The sequence below is a fragment of the Streptomyces luomodiensis genome, assembly GCF_031679605.1.
In the GTDB taxonomy this organism is placed as follows: domain Bacteria; phylum Actinomycetota; class Actinomycetes; order Streptomycetales; family Streptomycetaceae; genus Streptomyces; species Streptomyces luomodiensis.
Genome location: NZ_CP117522.1, coordinates 7,516,950 through 7,537,483 on the forward strand (window position 1 = coordinate 7,516,950; position 20,534 = coordinate 7,537,483).

General features: G+C 72.6%; 18 protein-coding genes. 7 read left to right on the top strand and 11 right to left on the bottom strand.

All coding sequences use genetic code 11. The annotated features are described in order from the left end of the window. Positions 1-30: 30 nt before the first annotated feature. Together PS467_RS31755 and PS467_RS31760 are read right to left on the bottom strand one after the other, a co-directional pair. Complete coding sequence (locus PS467_RS31755) at positions 31-414, bottom strand: DUF2795 domain-containing protein (RefSeq protein WP_268975113.1); 384 nt, start codon at positions 412-414, stop codon at positions 31-33. Positions 415-475: 61 nt separating this feature from the next. Continuing rightward, a complete protein-coding gene (locus PS467_RS31760; protein WP_311038084.1) occupies positions 476-1,654 on the bottom strand; it encodes a baeRF2 domain-containing protein in 1,179 nt (392 codons plus the stop codon). 240 nt (positions 1,655-1,894) lie between these two features. On the opposite strand from PS467_RS31760, the gene PS467_RS42205 reads away from it, so the two are divergent. Both PS467_RS42205 and PS467_RS31765 read left to right on the top strand, forming a co-directional pair. Continuing rightward, complete coding sequence (locus tag PS467_RS42205) at positions 1,895-2,425, top strand: phage holin family protein (RefSeq protein ID WP_432280659.1); 531 nt, start codon at positions 1,895-1,897, stop codon at positions 2,423-2,425. Positions 2,426-2,431: 6 nt separating this feature from the next. Further along, entirely contained in the window at positions 2,432-3,007 is a 576-nt protein-coding gene (locus PS467_RS31765) for a TIGR03086 family metal-binding protein (RefSeq protein ID WP_268975116.1), read from the top strand. A gap of 714 nt (positions 3,008-3,721) precedes the next feature. Here PS467_RS31765 and PS467_RS31770 read toward each other — a convergent pair. From PS467_RS31770 to PS467_RS31790, 5 genes are all read right to left on the bottom strand, one after another. Next, positions 3,722-5,821 carry a catalase gene (locus PS467_RS31770; RefSeq protein WP_311038085.1) on the bottom strand — a complete coding sequence of 700 codons (2,100 nt, stop codon included), beginning with the start codon at positions 5,819-5,821 and terminating at the stop codon, positions 3,722-3,724. After that, positions 5,818-6,384 (bottom strand): type 1 glutamine amidotransferase domain-containing protein, encoded by a 567-nt coding sequence (locus PS467_RS31775; protein WP_268975118.1) that lies wholly within the window; start codon positions 6,382-6,384, stop codon positions 5,818-5,820. The genes PS467_RS31770 and PS467_RS31775 overlap by 4 nt, the downstream gene beginning before the upstream one ends. A gap of 99 nt (positions 6,385-6,483) precedes the next feature. Then, positions 6,484-8,289: a thiamine pyrophosphate-requiring protein gene (locus PS467_RS31780; RefSeq protein ID WP_311038086.1), complete on the bottom strand. Its 1,806-nt coding sequence runs from the start codon at positions 8,287-8,289 to the stop codon at positions 6,484-6,486. A 67-nt stretch (positions 8,290-8,356) separates the two neighbouring features. Next, a complete protein-coding gene (locus PS467_RS31785; protein WP_311038087.1) occupies positions 8,357-9,322 on the bottom strand; it encodes a TIGR03557 family F420-dependent LLM class oxidoreductase in 966 nt (321 codons plus the stop codon). Between the two features lie 746 nt (positions 9,323-10,068). Beyond that, the gene (locus PS467_RS31790; protein ID WP_311038088.1) at positions 10,069-11,214 is read right to left on the bottom strand and encodes a PAS domain-containing protein; all 1,146 of its coding nucleotides are present in this window, start codon (positions 11,212-11,214) and stop codon (positions 10,069-10,071) included. Positions 11,215-11,409: 195 nt separating this feature from the next. Between PS467_RS31790 and PS467_RS31795 the strand changes: the two genes are divergently transcribed. Beyond that, positions 11,410-12,219 carry an ANTAR domain-containing response regulator gene (locus PS467_RS31795; RefSeq protein ID WP_311038089.1) on the top strand — a complete coding sequence of 270 codons (810 nt, stop codon included), beginning with the start codon at positions 11,410-11,412 and terminating at the stop codon, positions 12,217-12,219. Here the strand turns inward: PS467_RS31795 and PS467_RS31800 are convergent. Next, positions 12,143-12,709 (bottom strand): hemerythrin domain-containing protein, encoded by a 567-nt coding sequence (locus PS467_RS31800; protein WP_311038090.1) that lies wholly within the window; start codon positions 12,707-12,709, stop codon positions 12,143-12,145. The genes PS467_RS31795 and PS467_RS31800 overlap by 77 nt on opposite strands. A 199-nt stretch (positions 12,710-12,908) precedes the next feature. Here PS467_RS31800 and PS467_RS31805 point away from each other — a divergent pair, with 199 nt between their 5' ends. The 4 genes from PS467_RS31805 to PS467_RS31820 all read left to right on the top strand — a co-directional run bounded on the left by PS467_RS31805 (position 12,909) and on the right by PS467_RS31820 (position 18,295). Further along, on the top strand, positions 12,909-14,132 hold the full coding sequence (locus PS467_RS31805) for an aminotransferase class I/II-fold pyridoxal phosphate-dependent enzyme (RefSeq protein WP_311038091.1): 1,224 nt from the start codon (positions 12,909-12,911) through the stop codon (positions 14,130-14,132). A 796-nt stretch (positions 14,133-14,928) separates the two neighbouring features. Then, a complete protein-coding gene (locus tag PS467_RS31810; protein ID WP_311040019.1) occupies positions 14,929-15,927 on the top strand; it encodes an MBL fold metallo-hydrolase in 999 nt (332 codons plus the stop codon). Positions 15,928-16,133: 206 nt separating this feature from the next. Continuing rightward, complete coding sequence (locus tag PS467_RS31815; protein ID WP_311038092.1) at positions 16,134-17,210, top strand: right-handed parallel beta-helix repeat-containing protein; 1,077 nt, start codon at positions 16,134-16,136, stop codon at positions 17,208-17,210. An 11-nt stretch (positions 17,211-17,221) separates the two neighbouring features. Next, the gene (locus tag PS467_RS31820) at positions 17,222-18,295 is read left to right on the top strand and encodes a methyltransferase (protein ID WP_311038093.1); all 1,074 of its coding nucleotides are present in this window, start codon (positions 17,222-17,224) and stop codon (positions 18,293-18,295) included. 61 nt (positions 18,296-18,356) lie between these two features. On the opposite strand, the gene PS467_RS31825 is transcribed toward PS467_RS31820, so the two are convergent. The 3 genes from PS467_RS31825 to PS467_RS31835 all read right to left on the bottom strand — a co-directional run bounded on the left by PS467_RS31825 (position 18,357) and on the right by PS467_RS31835 (position 20,532). Beyond that, on the bottom strand, positions 18,357-19,106 hold the full coding sequence (locus PS467_RS31825; RefSeq protein ID WP_311038094.1) for a class F sortase: 750 nt from the start codon (positions 19,104-19,106) through the stop codon (positions 18,357-18,359). A gap of 111 nt (positions 19,107-19,217) precedes the next feature. Beyond that, positions 19,218-19,796, bottom strand: a complete 579-nt coding sequence (locus tag PS467_RS31830; RefSeq protein WP_311038095.1) for a hypothetical protein — start codon at positions 19,794-19,796, stop codon at positions 19,218-19,220. Between the two features lie 406 nt (positions 19,797-20,202). Then, a complete protein-coding gene (locus PS467_RS31835) occupies positions 20,203-20,532 on the bottom strand; it encodes a TcmI family type II polyketide cyclase (RefSeq protein ID WP_311040020.1) in 330 nt (109 codons plus the stop codon). Between the last annotated feature and the right edge of the window lie 2 nt (positions 20,533-20,534).

Genomic DNA, 20,534 nt, shown 5'->3' on the forward strand with positions numbered 1-20,534 from the left:
TCCTCGCCCTTCCTTACGTTCCCAGAGCTCCTACGTCCCAGGGCGCAGCCCCAGTGCCGAGACCACCTCCTGCACGGTGTGGAACGTCTGGTCCGCGGGCAGCTCCTCGGCCAGGTCCATCAGGCCGTCCGGTGCGTGCCGATCCTCCAGGGTGCGCAGCAGCGCCTCGCGATCGGCGGGGAACGACGTACGCCCCAGGCGGCGCGCGAATTCGAACCGCACCGCCTCTGCCTGACCGGTCGTCCCACGGGCCGGGACCGGCCCCAGGGTCACCTCCGGGTCGTCGTCGGCGGACGGCTCCGGGTCGTGCCACTCCTCGGCCCGGGTGGGGTGCCCGGAGCGGATCAGTCCCTGGAGCTCGTGCTTCATCTCATCGTCCTTGTGGACGCTCAGCCGGTCGCTGCCTCGCTGCATGTCGGTCCCCTTCCTCAGCGGGTCCGTTTGTCTCTCGGGTCGGTCGCGGTCCCGAGACGTGTCACTCCGTATCGCCCTCGTACGGCCAGCGCAGCAGTGCGCCCAGGCCGCCCACCGGGATGTCGCCGCCGTCCGTCTCCTCGTCGGCGGGCGCCACCGTCAGCACCTCGGCGCCGGTGACCACGGCCGAGCGGATCAGCGCGTCGTCGGCGCGGGCCGGGGACGGACGGGCATCGCCCAGGTACTGGACATCGGTACGGCGCAATGCGACCTGGTCCGGTTCGGTGCCGACCCATACCTCGCGGTAGAGGTCGACCCCGTCGGGGCGTACCAGCAACGAGCCTATGCGGTGTTCACGCGCCGCGTCGACCAGCGCCGGAACCCCTTCGGCGGCCGCCACGCGGCCGCCCGAGGGCGTCCGGCCGGCCCGGAACCGCTCCATCGCCGCCTCGTCGCGCTCCCGTGTGTACTGTGCGCGCGCCTCGTCCACTTCCTGTTCCAGCAGCCGGGCGGCGTGGGTGCCGGGCGGGGCGGAACCGGCGGCGCGGCCCCCGTGCGGGGTCTCCACGGCCGCCTCGCGCAGCGGCTTGGGCAGCTGGTCGTGGACCGCGCGCCGCTCGCGCGCGTCCCCGGCCAGCACCAGCAGATCGGCGTGGGTCTCCTCCTGGCAGGTACGCAGCTCATCGGCGATCAGCGCCGCGTTGTGCTCCCAGGTGTTCTCCGTCTTGAGCTGGAAGTGGCGTTCCGACCAGTCGGCACTGGCGGTCCGGTGCACCGGCCACTGCCGTCCCCGCACCGAGCCGACCCGCTCGCCACCGCGCCCGTGGCGCAGCTCGACGTCCGCGCCGGTGCGGTCGATGTAGGCCACCAGGCAGGACGGGTCCTCGCCGGTCAGCTCCAGCAGCGGCCCCACGTGTGGCAGCGCCGACCAGCACGGTGGTTCGCCCATCGGCGGCGGGGTCAGCAACGGCAGGTCGACGACCACCTCACCGGCCGTGGCGAAGACGGCCCACCCGGCCGGCCCGGCCGACCCGGCGGCGGGCGGCAACGCGGTCAGCCTGTCGTACACCGCACGGCAGGTGTCCTGGTCGGCGCCCTGCCGCTCCAGCCGACGGCTCGCCTCGCGGGCGGCGCGTTCCCGTTCCTCGGCCGCGGACTCGTCGGGGTGCGAGGTGTCGAAGTAGACGCTGGCCCACGGGCCAGGACGGTCGTAAAGCGGTTGGAGATGTCCGAGTCGCATGTACTCCCTCCAGGTTTTGCGTCCCCCACGCGTACCCCTCACCACGTCGTCAACACGGGCTCGTGCGGACGTTTGACGACCCCGGGGAGGGGGACCCGTCGATCGGCCGAGCGGCCCGTAGGGAGTGAGGAGCGGCGTCGGACGTGGGACATCAGGGGCCGCGTCCGACGCCGTGCCCTGCGTAGGTCCGGGTACCCGTGCCCCTGTTAACGGCGGTGGGGCACGGGTACCCGGCGGTACATGACTGACAAATCGGCCTATCCCAAGGCGGGTCTGCCGTCGGCCGGGGACCTGGCGGAACCGGTCGCACGGGCAGTCCGCGAAGAAGTACGCAGAGAGCTGCGCGAGCAGTCCGGGCGGCGCGCCGTCCGCCTCTACGGTGGCGCGGCGGCGGCCGCGCTGTACGCGGGAGGTGCGCTGACGGCGTGCCTGGTGCTGCTCTTCGCCATCGCCATTCCGGCGTGGGCGGCGGCACTGGTCGTGTTCGTGCTGTTGCTGGTGGCGGCCGGGTGGCTCAAGAATTCGGCGGGGCGGGGGGCGGGGCCTGCGGCTGTGCCGCGGCACGCTGCTCCTTCGGCGCCTTCGGGTCCTGGTGGTCCTTCCGCGGGCCAGGGCGCTCCTTCTGGCCCCTCCGGCCCTTCGGCCGGGCCCTCGCCACCGGAGCCTCCGCCGCCGCCTCCGTCTCCGGGGGCGGGGGGACCTCCGCCGCCTCCGCCGTCTCCGGGTGCCGGAGGGCCTCCTCCGCCGCCTCCCCCTCCGCAGACGGGGTGATCGTCCATGGCTGAGAATCCGCTACTGGCCAGGCATCGCGAGGCGCTCGACCTCTTCACCGAACGCGTACACGCCATCCGGCCCGATCAGTGGGACGGCCCGACGCCGTGCACCGAGTGGACCGTGCGCGATCTGGTGAACCATCTCGCGGTCGAGCAGATGTGGGTGCCGCCGCTGATCCACGAGGGGACGAGCGTCTCCGACCAGGGCGATGCGCTGGAGGGCGATCTGCTCGGGGACGACCCCGTCGCCACGTGGGACGCGGCGGCGGCCGCGGCGCGGGACGCCTTCCGGGAGCCGGGGGCCCTCGACCGGATGGTCGAGCTCTCGTACGGGGAGAGTCCCGCCACGCATTACTGCGCCCAGATGACGGCCGACGCGGCCGTGCACGCATGGGACCTGTCCCGGGCCATCGGGGCGGACGAGCGCATTCCGCGGTCGTTGGTGGACTTTTCGGTGCGGGAGGTCGCGCCGTACGCGGCGGATCTGGAGGAGAGCGGGCTTTTCGCGGCGCCCGTCGATCCGCCGCCGGGGGCGGATGCGCAGGCCCGGCTCTTGGCGCTGCTGGGGCGCGAGCCGTAGGCGTGTGAGTCCCCCACCCCGCCCCTTCCCGAACCGATGGGGCTCCGCCCCCTCGACCCCCACCGGAACTCCGCCCCGCCCCCGCGCACAGCGGACCCGGCGATGGCGCGGAGACCACAGTGGCGTGCCCACCCGCGCACAGGCCGCACGGGTGCGGCTTCACGCGGCCGGACGGCGCGGGCCATGCCTACCCCGTGGACGGTGCGGGTGGGGCACACCTCTGGGCGGTCGGGGGTCGCGAGGACGCCCACCGGCGGGCGGGCGGTGCGGCCGTGTCCGCGGGTGCCGGTGCGGCTACCCGTGGGCGGGCGTTGCGGGTGTGCCTACCCCGCCGTAGGCGGGGCGGTGTGGGCGTGCCCGCCGCCCCCCCGGTGGGTGCGGGTGCGGTTGCCCACCCGTGCGCCCCACCCGTGCGCGGCGACGCGCCGGGCGCGCCCGCCCCTGGGTGGGCACGCGGGCCTGTCGGACAGGCGGCGGCGCGGGCGATGGCGATGCGCACCCGTGCGCAGACGGTACGGGTGGGGCACCCCTTGGACGGGGCGGCACGACGGGTGGGCATACCCATGGACAGGTGGCGCGGGCGTGCGCACCCGTGCGCAGGCGGCGCGGGTGGGCACGCCCATGCTGGGCGCGCCCCGGGGGCGCGTGGGGGTGGGTGTGGGGCGGAGGGGGCTTCGCCCCGCGCCCCCAGGGGTGAACCGCGTCCCGCGGAATTCAGCAGCGGACTGCTGGGCGGTCCCAGTGGCGGTGGGCGGCTATCGCTTCGGTGAAGGCTTGGGTGAACTCCTCGCTCGCCGTGCCCGTGGTCGCGTCCGTGACCACGCCGCGGTCGGCGCAGACGTGGCCGTGGCCCGAGGCGATGTGGAGGCCCTCCGGTTCCAGGGTGGCCAGGATGCCGACGCCGGAGCCGAGTGCCCCGATGGGCTTGCCGTGGCGGTAGGCGTCGCGGACGAAGCGCATGGCGGTGCTGTCCGAGGCCAGGTCGGGGGTGCCGGTGGGGCCGCCGGGGAGGAGGACGGCGTCGTAGAGGACGGAGGCGACCGTGGGGAGGGCGCGGTCGACCGCGTAACCGTTGCCGTCGGCGCCGCGCACCTTGCCGTCGTGCGCGGCGAGGGCCTCGACGACGGCGCCCTGGGCGGTGAGCGCCTCCTGGGCCTGGGTGAGCTGCTCGGTGTCCACCCCGTCGGTGACCAGGACCGCGATCTGGCGGGTGCGGATCGAGCCGTCGCCCTGGAGGTTGTCGATGCTCAGCGCGGGCGAGGCCTGCGGCTTGTGGTTGGCGGCGCCCGGTTCCGGGTTCGCCACGCCGATGCCCTGGGCCACCTGCGAGGCCAGGTCGTAGTCGACGTGGGCCAGCTGGTCGACGGTGCGCTCCCGTACGTGCACCGCGCCGACCTTGCCCAGTTCGAAGCGGAAGGCGTCCACGATGTGGCGCTTCTCCCAGGCGCTCATGCTGTTCCAGAACAGCGCGGCCTGGCTGTAGAAGTCCTTGAAGGACTCGCTCCGCTTGCGGATCTTGTGGCCCTCGACCCGCTCCGCGTAGTGGGAGAAGGCATAGCCGTCCGCGCCGGCGATCGCCGGGCAGCCCCCGCCGAGGGAGTTGGGGGAGTAGTTGGTGCCCTGGTGGATCGCGGTCTGGTGGTAGCCGTCCCGGTGGTTGGTCCGGGCCGGGGCGACCGGCTGGTTGACCGGGAGCTGCGAGAAGTTGGGGCCGCCGAGCCGGATCAGCTGGGTGTCCAGGTACGAGAAGTTCCGGGCCTGGAGCAGCGGGTCGTTGGTGAAGTCGATACCGGGGACGACGTTCCCGGTGTGGAAGGCCACCTGCTCGGTCTCCGCGAAGAAGTTGTCCGGGTTGCGGTCCAGGACCATGTGGCCGATGGGCCGCACCGGCACCTGCTCCTCCGGAATGATCTTCGTGGCGTCGAGCAGATCGAAGTCGAAGTTGAACTCGTCCTCCTCCGGGACCAGCTGCACCCCCAGCTCGTACTCGGGGTACTCACCCGCCTCGATCGCCTGCCACAGGTCGCGCCGGTTGAAGTCCGGGTCGCGGCCCTGGCACTCCTGCGCCTCGTCCCACACCAGCGAGTGGACGCCGAGTTTCGGCTTCCAGTGGAACTTCACGAAGGTGCCGCGCCCCCGCGCGTCCACGAAGCGGAAGGTGTGCACGCCGAAGCCCTGCATCATCCGGAAGCTGCGCGGAATCGCCCGGTCCGACATCAGCCACATCATCATGTGCATGGTCTCGGGCTGGAGCGAGACGAAGTCCCACAGGGTGTCATGGGCGGAGGCGCCGGTCGGGATCTCGTTCTGCGGCTCCGGCTTGAGCGCGTGCACGAAGTCGGGGAACTTGATCCCGTCCTGGATGAAGAAGACCGGCATGTTGTTGCCGACCAGGTCGTAGTTGCCCTCCGAGGTGTAGAACTTCGTCGCGAAGCCCCGCACGTCGCGCACCGTGTCCGCCGAGCCCCGGGGCCCCTGCACGGTGGAGAACCGTACGAAGACCGGGGTGCGCACGGACGGGTCCTGGAGGAAGGCGGCGCGGGTGAACTCCGCGCACGACTCGTACGGCTCGAAGTAGCCGTAGGCGCCCGCGCCCCGCGCGTGCACGACCCGCTCCGGGATGCGCTCATGGTCGAAGTGGGTCATCTTCTCGCGGAAGTGGAAGTCCTCCATCAGGGTCGGGCCGCGTTCGCCCACCGTGAGGGAGTCATCGGTGTGGTCGACCGCCACACCCTGGTCGGTGGTCAGTGGTCCTTCGGCGGGATCGGCGGCACGGTACTTCTCGCGCTGCCGCTCCTTGCGGTTCTCCGTCATCGTGCCGATCCCTTCGTCGAGCCCTTCGCCGTCTTCGCGAACTCCTCCAGGAACGCCTCGTGGAACGCCTTGAGGTCATCGGGCTTACGGCTGGTGATCAGGGTGTTGGGGCCGCCGGTGCAGACCTTGACCTGCTCGTCCACCCACGTCCCGCCGGCGTTGGTGATGTCGGTGCGCAGGCTCGGCCAGGAGGTGAGGGTGCGGCCGCGTACGACGTCGGCCTCCACCAGCGTCCAGGGGGCGTGGCAGATCGCGGCCACCGGTTTGCCGGCGTCGAAGAAGCCCTTGGCGAAGGCGACGGCCGCCGTGTCCAGGCGCAGGAAGTCGGGGTTGGCGACGCCGCCGGGCAGTACCAGGGCGTCGTACTCGTCGACCGTCGCGTCCTTCACGACCTGGTCGACCTCGAAGGTGTCCGCCTTGTCGAGATGGTGGAAAGCCTGGACGCGGCCGGGCTTGGTGGACACCAGCCGGGGGGTGCCACCGGCGTCCCGGACCGCCTGCCAGGGGTCGGTCAGCTCAACCTGTTCCGTGCCTTCCGGGGCGACGAGAAAGGCGACCTTCATTGCTGTTCACGTCCTTCCGGTCCGGATATCGCTCTCGCATCTCGCATGCGTGCGTCCGGTGCGGCGGGTAGCCAGCCGGACGGGGTCGAAACGGGTACGTCACGCCTTTTCGGAGGATTTATTCCGGTGCGGCAGGAAGTCCTGCACCTTCGCCTTCAGGCCCTGCCGGACCATGCCCGCCCGGTCCGGGTCGCCCTTGACGATCGACTCGACCGTGGCCTCCATCTGCTCCCAGGTGGCGTGCGGCGGGATCGGCGGCACGGCCGGATCGGTGAGGAACTCCACGACCGCCGGGCCGTCCGCGTCCAGCGCCCGGCGCCACGCGTCCGCCACCTGCTCGGGCTTCTCCACCCGGATGCCGGTCATGCCGAGCGATTCGGCGAACCGCGCGTAGGACACGTCGGGGATCTCCTGCGAGGGCCGGAACTGCGGTGCGCCGCCCATCGCCCGCATCTCCCAGGTGACCTGGTTGAGGTCCTGGTTGTTCCAGACGCCGATCACCAGCCGGGGGTCCTCCCACAGGTGGCGGTACTTCGCCACCGTGATCAGCTCCGCCATGCCGTTCATCTGCATCGCGCCGTCCCCGACCAGCGCCACCGCCGGCCGGTCCGGACGGGCGAACTTGGCGCCGATCGCGTACGGCACCCCGCAGCCCATCGTGGCCAGCGTGCCCGACAGCGAGGCGCGCATCTCGCCGCGCATCGTCAGATGGCGGGCGTACCAGTTGGCGACGGAGCCGGAGTCGCAGGTGAGGACGGTGTCGGAGGGGAGCAGCGGGTCCAGGCAGTGGGCCACGTACTCGGGGTTGATCGGGTCGGCGGACACCTCCGCGCGCTGGGCCATCACCTCGCGCCAGCGCCGTACGCCCCCGATGATCTCCTCCTGCCAGTCGCGCGCCTCCTTGCGCTCCAGCAGCGGCAGCAGCCGCAGCAGGGTCTCGCGGGCGTCGCCGACCAGATTGACCTCGTAGGGATAGCGCATCCCGATCATGTGCGGATCGAGATCGATCTGCACCCCGCGCGCCTTGCCGAACTCCGGCAGGAACTGGGCGTACGGGAAGCTGGAGCCGATCGTCAGCAGCGTGTCGCAGTCCCGCATCATCTCGTACGAGGGGCGGGTGCCCAGCAGCCCGATGGGGCCGGTGACGTACGGCAGCTCATCGCCGAGCGCGTCCAGGCCGAGCAGCGCCTTGGCGACACCGGCGCCGAGGGTGTCGGCGATCCGCTGGACCTCCTTGCGCGCCCCGGCGGCTCCCTGGCCCACCAGGATCGCGACCCGCTCGCCCGCGTTCAGCACCTCCGCGGCCCGGTCCACGGCGGTGCTGGAGGGCACCGCGGACCAGCCGCTGCGGTCCAGGCTGGAGGGCACCATCTTGAACTCGTGGGTGGGCGCGGAGTAATCGAGCTCCTGCACATCCGCCGGGATGATCACGGCGGTGGGGGCACGGCGGGCGTAGGCGGTGCGGATCGCCCGGTCCAGGACGTTGGGCAGCTGCTCGGGGACGGTGACCGTCTCCAGGAAGTCGGAGGCCACGTCCTTGTAGAGGCTGTGCAGATCCACCTCCTGCTGGTACGAGCCGCCCATCGCGCTGCGGTGGGTCTGGCCGACCAGGGCCACCACCGGCACATGGTCCAGCTTGGCGTCGTACAGCCCGTTCAGCAGATGGATCGCGCCGGGGCCCGAGGTGGCCGCGCACACGCCGAGGCGGCCGCTGAACTTGGCGTAGCCGACGGCGTCGAAGGCCGCCATCTCCTCGTGCCGGGCCTGGATGAACCGGGGCTCGTTGTCGGCCCGCCCCCATGCGGCGAGCAGGCCGTTGATGCCGTCCCCCGGGTAGCCGAACACATGCTCGACGCCCCATTCGGACAGCCGGGCGAGGAGGTAGTCGGCCACTTTCATGGTCATGTGGGTCATCACTCCGTTCGGGGTTTCTTTCGGCCACTCGGCGATCCGGCCGTGACCGCTCGAGGTCTCAACCGGCCACCTGCGGCAGCACCTTGGTGCGGTAGAAATCGAAGAAGCCGCGCTGATCGGGACCGATCTGGTTGACGTAGACGGTGTCGAATCCGGCATCGGCGTACGCCTTCAGCGCGCCGACATGCGCCTCCGCGTCGTCCCCGCAGATCACCCGCTCGGCCAGCCGCTCGGGGGTGACCAGCTCGGCGGCCTGCTGGAACTGGCCCGGGGTGGTCAGCGTCGACAGCAGCGAGCCGGGCAGCGCCTCGGTCGGCCACAGCCGGTGGACGGTGCGCAGCGCCTCGTCCGGGTCCGGGCCGTAGCACACCTTCAGCCCGCCGCGGGCCGGCTTGCTGTTGCCGCCGGCGCCGCTGCCGCGCCGGAACCGCGCCACCAGCTCCGCGTCCGGGACCACGGTGATGAAGCCGTCGCCGACCCGCCCGGCCAGCGCCGCGGCGGCCGATCCGAAGGCCGCGATGTCGATGGGCACCGGCTCCTCGGGCACCGTGTACAGCCGTGCGTTCTCCACCGTGTAGTGCTTGCCGTAGTGGGTGACGCGGCGCCCCTCGAACAGCTGCCGCATCACCATCACGGCCTCCTCCAGCATCTCCAGCCGGACCGGCGCGGTCGGCCAGTGGTCGCCGAGCACATGCTCGTTCAGCGCCTCGCCGCTGCCCACGCCCAGCCGGAAGCGGCCCTCCAGCAGCACCGAGCTGGTCGCGGCCGCCTGGGCCACGATGGCGGGGTGCATACGGATGATGGGGCAGGTCACCGCCGTCTGCACGGGCAGGCTGGTGGCCTGTGCGAGGGCGCCGATCACCGACCAGACGAAGGGACTCTGACCCTGGGCGTCGTTCCACGGGTGGTAGTGATCCGAGATCCACAACGCGTGGAACCCGGCCTGCTCCGCCATCCGGGCCTGCTCGACCAGCTCCGCGGGCCCGTGTTCTTCGGCGGCCAGGAAATAGCCGTACTCGGTCATGGGGCCCTCCTCGAGCGCGGGATGCGGCAGATGCGACGGGTAACCGGCGCTCGGGGAAGAAAACCTCGGTCGGCGGGGCGCGGGGCGGGCACGGGGCGGCCCGTGGACCCGCGGAACCGGGGCGCGCCCCGGTCCCGCCCGTGGCCCGCCGGGAGCCGCCCGTGGCCCGGCCGGGCCACGCCCGGTGATCGTGTGGCGTGGGCGGGGGTTAGGTGATCGTGTGGCGCGGGCGGCGCTCACGTGGCCGTGCGGCGTACGCGGCGCCTACGTGTCCACGCGGCGCACGGCGGTTACGTGCCGTGGGCGGCGGCTGCGTGGCCGCGTGAAGTGATCGAGTGGTGCGGGCGGCGGCTGGGCGCGGGCGGCGGTTACGTGGTCACCCGGCGTGGGCGGCGGCTGCGTGGTCGCGCGGCGTGGGCGGCGGCTGCGTGGCCCGCGTGGCGCTGGCGGTGGTACGCAATCGCGTGGCGCTGGCGGCGGCAGTCGGCCGGGTCCTGCTTGGCCAGGGATTCCGTACGGTCGCCCGCCGCTTCCGGCGGGCCGAGCGCCACTACCCGGTGCGGGGCGTCGGAGTCGACCTCCGGATCACCGTCGCCAGATCCGGCCGGAACTCCGCGTGCCACGCCCCGGCGGCCGTCCCCGCGCCCGCCGGGGCGACGCGCGGCGGTGACGCGTTGGTGGGCGCGGTTACGTCCGCGTGGGTGTTCCCGGGCGGCCTTGGTGCCGCCCGGGGTGTCCCGTGCCGCTTACGTCTCGGCGGCCGGGGTGCGGGGAGTCGTGCGGGGCATGGTCAGGGCGATATGGCGGGAGATGCGGTCCGCCGCGCCCGCCTCCGCCATTTCGAAGGCCGCGCGCCCGCCCGTACGGAAGAGCGTGAGCGCCCCGCGGACCGGGTCCGTGGCGGAGGTGCGCAGGGGTATGCACAGCAGCGAGGTGACCTCCTCCCGGACCAGGACAGGCGCGCCCGTCGCATCCCGCCCGAAGGCGTCCGCGTCGGGCTGGCCGACCCGTAGCGCGGAGACCCCGTCGGACAGCGCGTCCACCACCAGGGGGCAGCCGGCCGGGTCCTGCTTGGCCAGGGATTCCGTACGGTCGCCCGCCGCGTCCGGCGGGCCGAGCACCACCACCCGGCGCGGGGCGTCGGAGCCGGTCTCCGGGGCCAGGTCGGCGATCACCCAGTCCGCGAACCGGCCGTGCAGCACCTGCGCCGCCCGGACCAGCACGGGCTCCGGCCCGCCGCCGTCGAGCGCCACTTTCAGCAGCGCCGTCGTCATGTCGTCGACCAGGTCCAGCAGCTGGGCATGGCGGGTCACCTCCGCCAGATCCGGCCGGGACTCCGCGTGCCACGCCCCGGCCGCCGTCCCCGCGCCCGCCGGATGGCCGGCCATCCCGGGCTGGAACGCCGCCAGCACCGCCGGATGGGGCTCGCCCGGCGGCCGCAGCGCGGCCAGGGTCACCCGCGCCTCGCCGTCGGCCGACGGCTGCGACAGCCGCACCGTCAGGCTGCGGTCGCCCTCGCCGCGGGCGACGGCGGCGACCTGCGAGCGCAGCGCCGCCTGCCCGTCGCGCCGCAGCGACGCGGTGAGCGGGCGCCCGGTGGCGTATCCGGCGCGGGTGTTGAACAGCTGGGTGGCGGCGAAGTTCATCCGCCGCACCACGGATTCGCGGTCCAGCAGCACCGCCGCGACCGGCATCCGCTGGAACAGCGCCCGCAGCAGCTGCTGTTCCTGCGGGCCGCCCCGACCGCCACCGGGGCGCGGGGAGGCGGCCGCCAGCTCCTCGTACCTCGGCCACAGCACGTCCACCACATGCTGGAGCTCGAAAAGAGCGGCGTCCAGCAGGGACAGCCGCTCCTGCGAGGGCAGCGCCCGCGCGGCCCGCAACTCGCCCACCCGTCTGCGGAAGTCTCTGAGCTCCGCACCAAATTCCTGCGCCCCTGGCATGGGCACACCGTAGCCTGACCGTTCGCGGCGCACGGCATGGGTGGTGTTTTCGGCTCAATGGCGTGGGAAGTCGAAAAAATCGGGGCCCCGCGGGGACGGGGCCGGACAGCGCAGCACACGGGAGCGAAAGGACCGGACTCGGCGATGCCCGGACGCACGCACGGCCGCCCGATATGCCAGACCGACGCGCCGACCCTCGGCCGCGGCCTGGCCGAGCTGGCGGAACAGGCCGCCGCCGGCACCCCGGACAGCTGTGGGGCCACCGCCACCGCCGTGCTCGCCCAGGACCCCCTCCGCGACGCGGACGCCGACCCGACCACCGCTGCCACCCACCCCGATCTGTCCGCGCTGGTGTCGGTCCAGCTGAACTCGGGCGAGGGCCCGATCCTCGCGGCGATCGACACCGGCCGCCCGGCGGGCGCCGACGACCTGCTCCACGACGACCGCTGGCCGCGCTACCGGGCACGGGCGCTGGCCGCGGGCGTACGGTCCACCGCCTCCCTGCCGTTCGCCTGCGACGGGCTCACCGTGACCGTCTCGGTCTACGGACTGCGCCCCGGCCCCCTGAAGAAGGCCGCCCAGGGCGTCACCGGGCTGCTCGGCGATCTGGCCACCGAGAGCATGGCCCGGGACCGGCTCTACCGCGCCGCCCTCGCCCAGGTGGACCAGCTGGACGCGGCGCTGCGCAGCCGGCCGGTGGTCGACCAGGCGTGCGGCATCGTCATGTACGTCCTGGGCTGCGACGCGGACCAGGCGTTCGATCTGCTGCGCCGCATCTCCCAGCGGTCCAACCGCAAGCTCGCCGAACTCGCCGAGACCGTGGTGCGCAGCCGCGGCCGCGGTCTGGAGAAGAACCTCATCGCGCTGGAGAAGAACCTCATCGCGTTCGACCGGTCAGCTGCTCCCGGACCCGGTCGGCCAGCGTCCGCCCCGGACCAGGGCCTTCCGGGCTGATCGGTTCCCTGACCGGTTCGCTGACCGGTGCCACGCCCCGCGCCGCGGCCGTCGCCTCGCTGACGCGCAGGCCCAGCGCCATCCGCTCCTCGGGGGTGAGCCGCTCCCGCAGCTCGGGGAAGACCAGGTCCTCCTCGCCGCGGATATGCATGGACACCACGTCCATCAGATCCCGGACCAGCGGGTCGAACCGCCGGTCCCGGGGGTCCACCGCGTCCAGGTCGGACAGGATCCGCTCGGCCTCGGTCAGCTCCTCGATCTCCTCGTCGGCGATCCGGTCGCCGTTCGGCAGCGCCTTGCGGACCGTGGGGTACAGATGGGCCTCCTCGGCCACGGAGTGCCGCACCACCTCCACCGTGATCCGGTCGACCAGCTGCCGCCGCAGCTCGGGCTCGGTGGCCGTCCGGTACCCCTCGAAGAGGGCGCGCACCGCGCGGTGGTCCGCGGTGAGCACGTCCACCACATCGTGTTGTTCCGGCGTCGCTGTCATGGCACCCGGGTCCCCGGCCGTCCTTCCGCGAAACGGAGCCGGGGATCTGCGAAGGTGGACAGAAAGGGGACAGAAGGAACAGAAGACGGACAGCGGACAGCAGACGGCGAACAGCGGAGAGAAAGAGTGGACGGAACCGGGCGGAAGGTGGACGTACGCCAACCGTGACGCGCTGGGAACAGGGCGGAGGTGTGGACGAATGCAGCGGCAGTGGACCGCCCCGGCTCCGGCCGACCGGGACGACGGCGGGCTGCCGGTCCTCCCGGAGCTGCTCGACAGCTTCGTCGCGGCGGCCGGCCACACCGCGCCGGAGCCCGTCGCCGGCTCCGCGGAGCTGCGCTCGGCCGCCTGCGGCTACTGGTCGCGGCGCGGGCTGTGGACCGACCCGGAGCACGTGGTGGTCGCCCCCGGCGCCGAGCCGCTGCTGCTGGCGCTGCTCGCCTCGGCCTCCCGAGGCGACGTGCTGCTGCCCCGTCCCTGCGCCGCCTGGTACGCACCGCTGGTGCGGCTGGTGGGCCGGCGCGGCCACCCCGCGCCCGTCCCGGCCGAATGCGGTGGGCTGCCCGATGCGTTCGCGCTGCTGGAGACCGTGCGCAGAATCCGCGCCGAGGGCGGCGTGCCCCGCATCCTGCTGCTGTCCGTGGCCGACGACCCCACCGGCACGGTGCCCCCGCCCGAGCTGCTGCACGAGGTGTGCGAGGCGGCGGTGGCCGAGAAGCTGCTGATCGTCAGCGATGAGACCTGGCGGGACACCGTCCACCATCCGCGGGGCACGGTGCTGCTCAGCCCCGCCGAGATGAGCCCCGAGCATGTGATCGTGCTCTCCGACCTGGTGGGCGCCTTCACCCCGGCGGGCTGGCCGGCCGCGATGGCCCGGTTCCCGGCCACCGAGCGCGGCGTGGAGCTGCGCGGCCGGGTGCTGTCCCTGCTCACCGCCGTACGGTCCGGGCTGCCCGCGCCCGTCGCCGCGGCCGCCGGGTACGCCCTCGGCGAGCCCGAACCGGTCCGGGACCGGATGGCCGCCGCGGCCCGAGCACACGGGGCCGTGGCCGCCGCGGCGTATCGCACGCTGACCGCCGTCGGGGCGCTGTGCCGCCCGCCACAGGCCGGCCGCCACCTCTACGCCGACCTCGACGAGCTGCGCGGGGTGCTCGCCGCCCGGGGCATCACCGACTCGGTGGAGCTGGAGCGCGAGCTGACCCGGCGGATCGGCCGGAGCGTGGCCGGAGGCCATCGCTTCGGCGACCCCCCGCACACCCTGCGGCTCCGGCTGGCGACCCTGCCGCTGCTCGGCGCGGCGGAGGAGCCGCGGCTGCGGGCGCTCCAGGCGCCGGACCCGCTGGAACTGCCCCATGTGGCCATGGCGTTGGCCGCCTTCGAGACGGCCTTCCGCGATCTGATCGGGGATGCCGAGGTGACCTGAGCCTTCGTGGACCACCACCTTCACGACACGCCGGCGCGGCAGGGCCGGCCCGGATACGGAAGGGAGCCAGGCCATGACCGATCACGCCGAACCGACCGAGCCGCCCGAACCGGCCGAACGGAGCCGCCCCCGCCCCGGCGCCACACCGCCCGAGCCAAACCCCACCCGCCCCGACACCGTTCAGCCCGGTGCCGCCCGGCCTGACGCCGCTCCGGGCGAGCCGAGTCGCGCCCGGTCCGACACCGTTCAGTCCGGTGCTGCTGCGCAGTCCGGTGCCGTACCGGCTGAGCCGAGCCGCGCCCGGCCCGATGCGGCCCGGTCCGATTCCGCCGCTCGGGCCGACACCGTTCAGCCCGACGCGGTTCAGCCCGGTGCTGCCGTTCAGTCCGGTGCCGCATCGGCTGAGCCGAGTCGTGCCCGGTCCGATGCGGCCCGGTCCGGTGCCGCCGCTCGGTCCGACGCCGTTCAGCCCGGTGCTGCCGTTCAGTCCAGTGCCGCATCGGCTGAGCCGAGTCGCGCCCGGCCTGATGCGGCCCGGTCCGATGCCGCCATCCGCCCCGACGCCGTCCAGCCCGGTGCTGCCGCGCAGCCCGGTGCCGCATCGGCTGAGCCGAGTCGCGCCCGGCCTGATGCGGCCCGGTCCGATGCCGCCATCCGCCCCGACGCCGTCCAGCCCGGTGCTGCCGCGCAGCCCGGTGCCGTACCGGCTGAGCCGAGTCGTGCCCGGTCCGATGCGGCCCGGTCCGGTGCCGCCGCTCGGCCCGACACCGCCCAGCCCGGTGCCGTCGCCCGGTCCCTGTTGGTTCCGGCCGTTCCTGAGCCGGCTGTTCCGCGGCCGTTGGGCGAGATCCGTAGCTGGCCGCGGTCTTTCCTCGATCGGCTCACCGCCCCGTTGCCGGGGGTGCGGGCGCTTGCCCGGCTGGCTCGGGAGGGGCGGCTGCGGCCGCCGGTGGAGTCGTTGCGGGAGATTCCCGAGCTGCCCTTCGAGCCGGGGCCGCTGCCGCTCACCGGGGCCGGGCGTACCGCGGTCATCTGGGCGGGGCACGCCAGTTGGGTGGTGCGGACCGGTGGGCTCACCGTGCTCACCGATCCGGTCTGGTCCCGGCGGATTCTGGGCACCCCGGCCCGGGTCACCCCGGTGGGGGTCCGCTGGGAGGATCTGCCGGGTGTCGACGCCGTCGTCATCAGCCACAACCACTACGACCATCTGGACGCGCCCACGGTCAAACGGCTGCCGAAGGCGACGCCGGTGTTCGTCCCCGCCGGGCTGGCTCACTGGTTCCGGGTGCGCGGATTCACCCGGGTGACCGAGCTGGACTGGTGGGAGGCGGCCGAACTGCCCGGTGAGACCGGCCCGGTCCGCTTCGACTTCGTCCCGGCCCACCACTGGAGCAAGCGCACCCTCACCGACACCTGCCGCTCGCTGTGGGGCGGATGGGTCATCACCGCGCCCGGCGGGCACCGGGTGTACTTCGCCGGGGACACCGGCTACGGCCACTGGTTCCAGCAGATCGGCCGCCGTTACCCGGGCATCGATCTGGCGCTGTTGCCCATCGGCGCCTATGAGCCGCGCTGGATGCTCGGCGCGGTGCACACCGATCCGGAGGAGGCCGTACGGGCGCACCGGGACCTGGGGGCGCGGGTGCTGGCGCCCATGCACTGGTCGACCTTCCTGCTCTCGGCCGAGCCGCCTCTGGAGCCGCTGCACCGGATCCGCGCTGCTTGGGAGGCCACCGGTCGCCCGCGCGGGGAGCTGTGGGACCTGCCGGTCGGAGGCTCCCGCGTGCTCGAATAACTCGAATAAGCAGCCGCAACGCCGGTTGCAGCGTGCGTCCCTCCCTGCCTGCCCTGCCTGCCTGGTAAACCCTCCGCCCCGCCCGCCCCGCGCCCTTCCCGGCGTCCCCCGCCCCAAACACAGAGGCCAAGTGGGGTAATCCGGCGCACAACTGGTAGATGGATCATAAGTGGCGAATGGTGCGGTCCACACCTAACTTCCTTTTCATGCGCACACCGAAACTTCGTCACCTCGCGGGCCTCACGGCCGTCCTCGTCATCGAACTCGCCCAGCTCCCCGGAGCCCACGCCGCCCCCGTCGATCAGACGGGGACCGTTCATGTGGTCGCGCCGGGCCAGTCCATCCAGGCCGCCGTGGACGCCGCCGAGCCCGGCGACACCATCGAGATCCAGCCCGGCGTCTACCGGGAGAACATCCAGATCACCACCGACCGGCTGACCCTGCACGGCGCGGGGGAGGCCACCGTGCTCTCCCCGGCCGATCAGCCGTCGGACAACGCCTGCGGCGCGGCCGGCCACGGCATCTGCGTCACCGGGACGGACCAGCAGCCCGTCTCGGATGTACGGATCAGCTCGCTGAAGGTCACCGGCTTCCCGAAGAACGGCATCTGGGGGTCCGGCACCGACCGGATGACCGTACGGGACACCGTCACCGAGCAGAACGGCCAGCAGGGCATGGGCCAGGAGCTGTCCACCCGTGGCGCCTTCGTCCACAACGTCTCGCGGGACAACGGGCAGTCCGGTGTCTTCCTGGCCAACACCATCGACGCCGAGGGCGGCGCCACCGACGCCCTGGGCACCGTGGTCGCCGCCAACGAGCTCAGCGGCAACCGGTCCGGTGTGGTGGTCCGCCGGCTGCGCGACCTCACGGTCGAGCGGAACACCATCACCGGCAACTGCGCCGGCGTGTTCATCGTCGGCGACGAATCGACCCCGCGCGCCGGGGACCTGACCGTGCGCTACAACGCCGTCACCGAGAACAACGCCTACTGCGCGGCCACCGACCGGCTCCCCTTCATCCAGGGCGCCGGAATCGTGCTCACCGGCGCCGAGGGCGCCCGGGTGACGGCCAACCAGGTGCACGACAACGTGGGCACCTCGCCCATGTCCGGCGGGATCGTGCTCTACACCAGCGTGGTCGGCGCCCCCAACGCCCAGAACGCCATCAGCCGGAACGTGCTGAGCGGCAACAAGCCGGCCGACCTGGCCGACCGGGACAAGGGCGAGGGCAACACCTTCACCGAGAACGTGTGCGAGCTGTCCGAGCCCACGGGCCGGTGCTGAGAGGCGGCGACATGACCACCCAAGAGAGCACCGACCCCGCGGCCGCCGGTCACCCCCCGCCGGCCGCGCTCCCGCCGGCCATGCAGCTGCGGGAGATCGTCTTCGGCGCCGCACGGGCGGCGTCGGTGCGCGCCGCGGTCCGGCTGGGGATCGCCGACGCGCTGGGGGAGCGGCCCGCCACCATCGGCGAACTGGCCTCCGCCGTGGACGTCGAGCCCGATCCGCTGCGCCGGCTGCTGCGCTCCCTGGCCTGCTGCCAGATCTTCGCCGAGACCGACGACGGCCGGTTCCGGCACACCGAGATGTCCCGGCTGCTGCGCGAGGACACCCCGGGCAGCCTGCGGAACATCGCCCTGTGGTGCACCGAGCCGTGGACCTGGGAGGCGTGGCCGCTGCTGGAGCGTGCGGTGCGCACCGGCGGCTGTGTGGTGAACGAGATCTACGGCAAGGGCTTCTTCGAGTATCTCCACGAGGACGCGCCCGAGTCGGCCCGGGTGTTCGACGCGGCGATGACCACCTCCAGCCGGCAGTCCGCCGCCGATGTCGCCGCCTTCCTCGACCTCGACGGGGTCAAGGAGGTGGTGGACATCGGCGGCGGCCAGGGACATGTGCTGGCCGGCCTGCTGGAGAAGCACCCGGCGCTGCACGGCGTGCTGCTGGACCTGCCGCAGGTGGTGGCGCACGCGGACGCGCGGCTGCGGGACGGCGGGCCACTGGCCGCGCGGGCGACGCTGGTGCCCGGCGACTGCCGTCGTGAGGTCCCCGTCGAGGCGGACCTGTACATCATCAAGAACATCCTCGAATGGGACGACGAGAGCACCCGCCGGACGCTCGCCAACGTGGTCGCGGCGGCCCGGCCCGGCGCGAGGGTGGTCGTCATCGAGAATCTCGTCGACAACAGCCTCTCCTCCTTCACCACCGCGATGGACCTGTTCCTGCTGCTCAATGTGGGCGGCCGGAAGCACACCGAGGACAGCATGGTGGCGCGGATGACCGAGGCCGGTCTGAACGTGACCGACATCCGGCCCGTCAACGGCGCTCTGCACGCCTTCGACTCCACGGTGTCCGCCACGGCCCGCCGCTAGCGGGTACGAACGCCACGGTGCCCGCGTCGTCCTTCCTCGACGACGCGGGCACCGCGGTGTGTCAGGCGTAGCGGTACGAGGCGAGGTGCGCGAACGCCACCACATTGGCCGTGTAGTCGTTGACCGTGTGGTCATAGGCGCCGCCGCAGGTGATCAGCCGCAGCTGGGCGTTGGGGGTGTCCCCGTACACCTCGCGGTCCGGGAACGCGTCCTTCTCGAAGGTCTTGATCCTGTCGACGACGAAGGTCGCGATGATCCCGTCCTCGCGGGTGATGGTCAGCTTGCTCTTGGGCTTGAGCTGGCTGAGGTTGTAGAACACCGCGGGACCGGTCTTGGTGTCCACGTGCCCGGCCACGATGGAGTTGCCGCGCTCACCGGGTGAGGGGCCGCCCTCGAACCAGCCCACCAGGTTCTGCTCGGTGTCCGGAGGCGGGACCAGCACGCCCTGGGCGTCCAGCGACAGCGGCACGAACGGCGCGCTCACCCCGATCGAGGGGATGTCCAGCTGGACCGCGGGGGAGCGCGGCAGCGCCGGTCCGGGCCGGGACTCGGGGGCGGCCGAGGACTCCGTGGAGGCGTCCGGGGATTCTTCCTCGAGCGAGGTGTCGTTCTCCGGTGTGGAGATGGACGTGGGGGACGTGGGGGACGTGGAGACGCCGGCCGTGGGTCCAGCCGGTGTCGCCGAGGTGTTCTGGGAGGCGGCGTCGACGGAGTTGTAGATGAGGAAGACGCCGATGAGGGCCGACGCGGCGGCCCAGCGGAGAGTGCGGGTGTTGCTGTCGGCAGCGCCCTGTTTGGCCGGCTTTCCCATAGGGGTGTTCGCCTTTCTCACAGCGCTTTTCTCCCAGCGCTCGTGGCGCCGCCGTGGCACCACCGCTGAGCGGTCGTGCCACGGCGGCAGGAAATTACGAAAGCGTCAGGCTCAGATCGCGGTGCCGGTCGGCTTGCGGCGGCGCAGGGCGTAGGCGCCCGCGCCCAGGCCACCGAGGAGCAGGACCGACCCGGCGGCCATGCCGCTGCCCGTGGTGGCCATGCCGCCACCACCGGTGTGGACGCCACCACGCGGCTTCTCGCCCTTCTCGTGGTCCTTCCACGAGCCGCCGGACCACTCGTGGTCGTCCTTCTTGCCGGACCACTCGTGCTCGCGCTCCTCCTTGCCGTGGCCGGACCAGTCGCGCTCGTCCTCGTCCTTGTCCCGGCCGGACCAGTCGCTCTCGTGCTCCTCCTTGCGCGGCTCCTCCTTGCCGTGCTCTTCCTTGCCCTGCTCTTCCTTGCCGTGCTCTTCCTTGCCCTGCTCTTCCTTGCCGTGCTCTTCCCGGTCCTTGTCCTTCCAGGAGCTGCCGCCCTGGCCGTAGCCGTCCTCGGAGGACTCCTGGCTGCTCGAGTACCCACCGTGACCGCCCGGGTCCGAGACGTCGGCGGCGAACGCGGCGGCGGGGGCGCCCAGGGTCAGGGTGGCGGCGATCGCCGCCCCGGTGAAGAGTGCGCGAGTAGATCGCATGAGTCATTCCTTCCGGCGCCGTCGCGATACTGACTATTTGCCAGATAAAGGGATCGCAGCGGCGTCTCATCCACCGTCAGCGAAGAGGACGCCCCCTGCCACTCGGCACGGCCCGCTATCTGCCGGGTTGTAAGCCCTCTGGGTGGAGATAAGCGCAATGATCACTCATTCGCCGCGCGAACGGGCTGATGCCGTGTCACCGGCTCGGCGGATATCCATCCGATGAGCCCAGTAGTGTGCCCAGTGCGCCCGCTGAAACGGAAATCCGAGTGCGCGTACGAAAAGGGGCCGCCGGGGGAGTGGAAACTCCCTCAGCGGCCCCGGGGTGCGGGCGATTCGGTTCGGCGGCACCATGAACCCGGCGGTTTCCGGGTGGATATGGCGCCCGGGTCCGGTGTGCTCCGCATCAGCCCGGATCGCGATCCCAGCGGTAGAACTCATGCGCCATGGCGTCCTTGGGCTCACGCCAGGTCGCCGGGTCGTACGCCTGCATATACGGCTGGAGCCGCGCGCTGACGTCGCGGAATGCCGGGTGCTTGGCGTACTTCATGACCTCGTCGGCCGGCGGCCGCTCGGCCTCGATCAGATGCAGATAGACATCGCCGAACTGGAACAGGCTGCGGCCGGTGACGCCGATCAGCTTGGGCAGTTCACCGCGGTCCGATTCCGCGAAGATTTCGGCCACTTTGGGGCCGGCGTCCCGTTGCATCTTGGCGACGATCATGGTGCGGTACATGC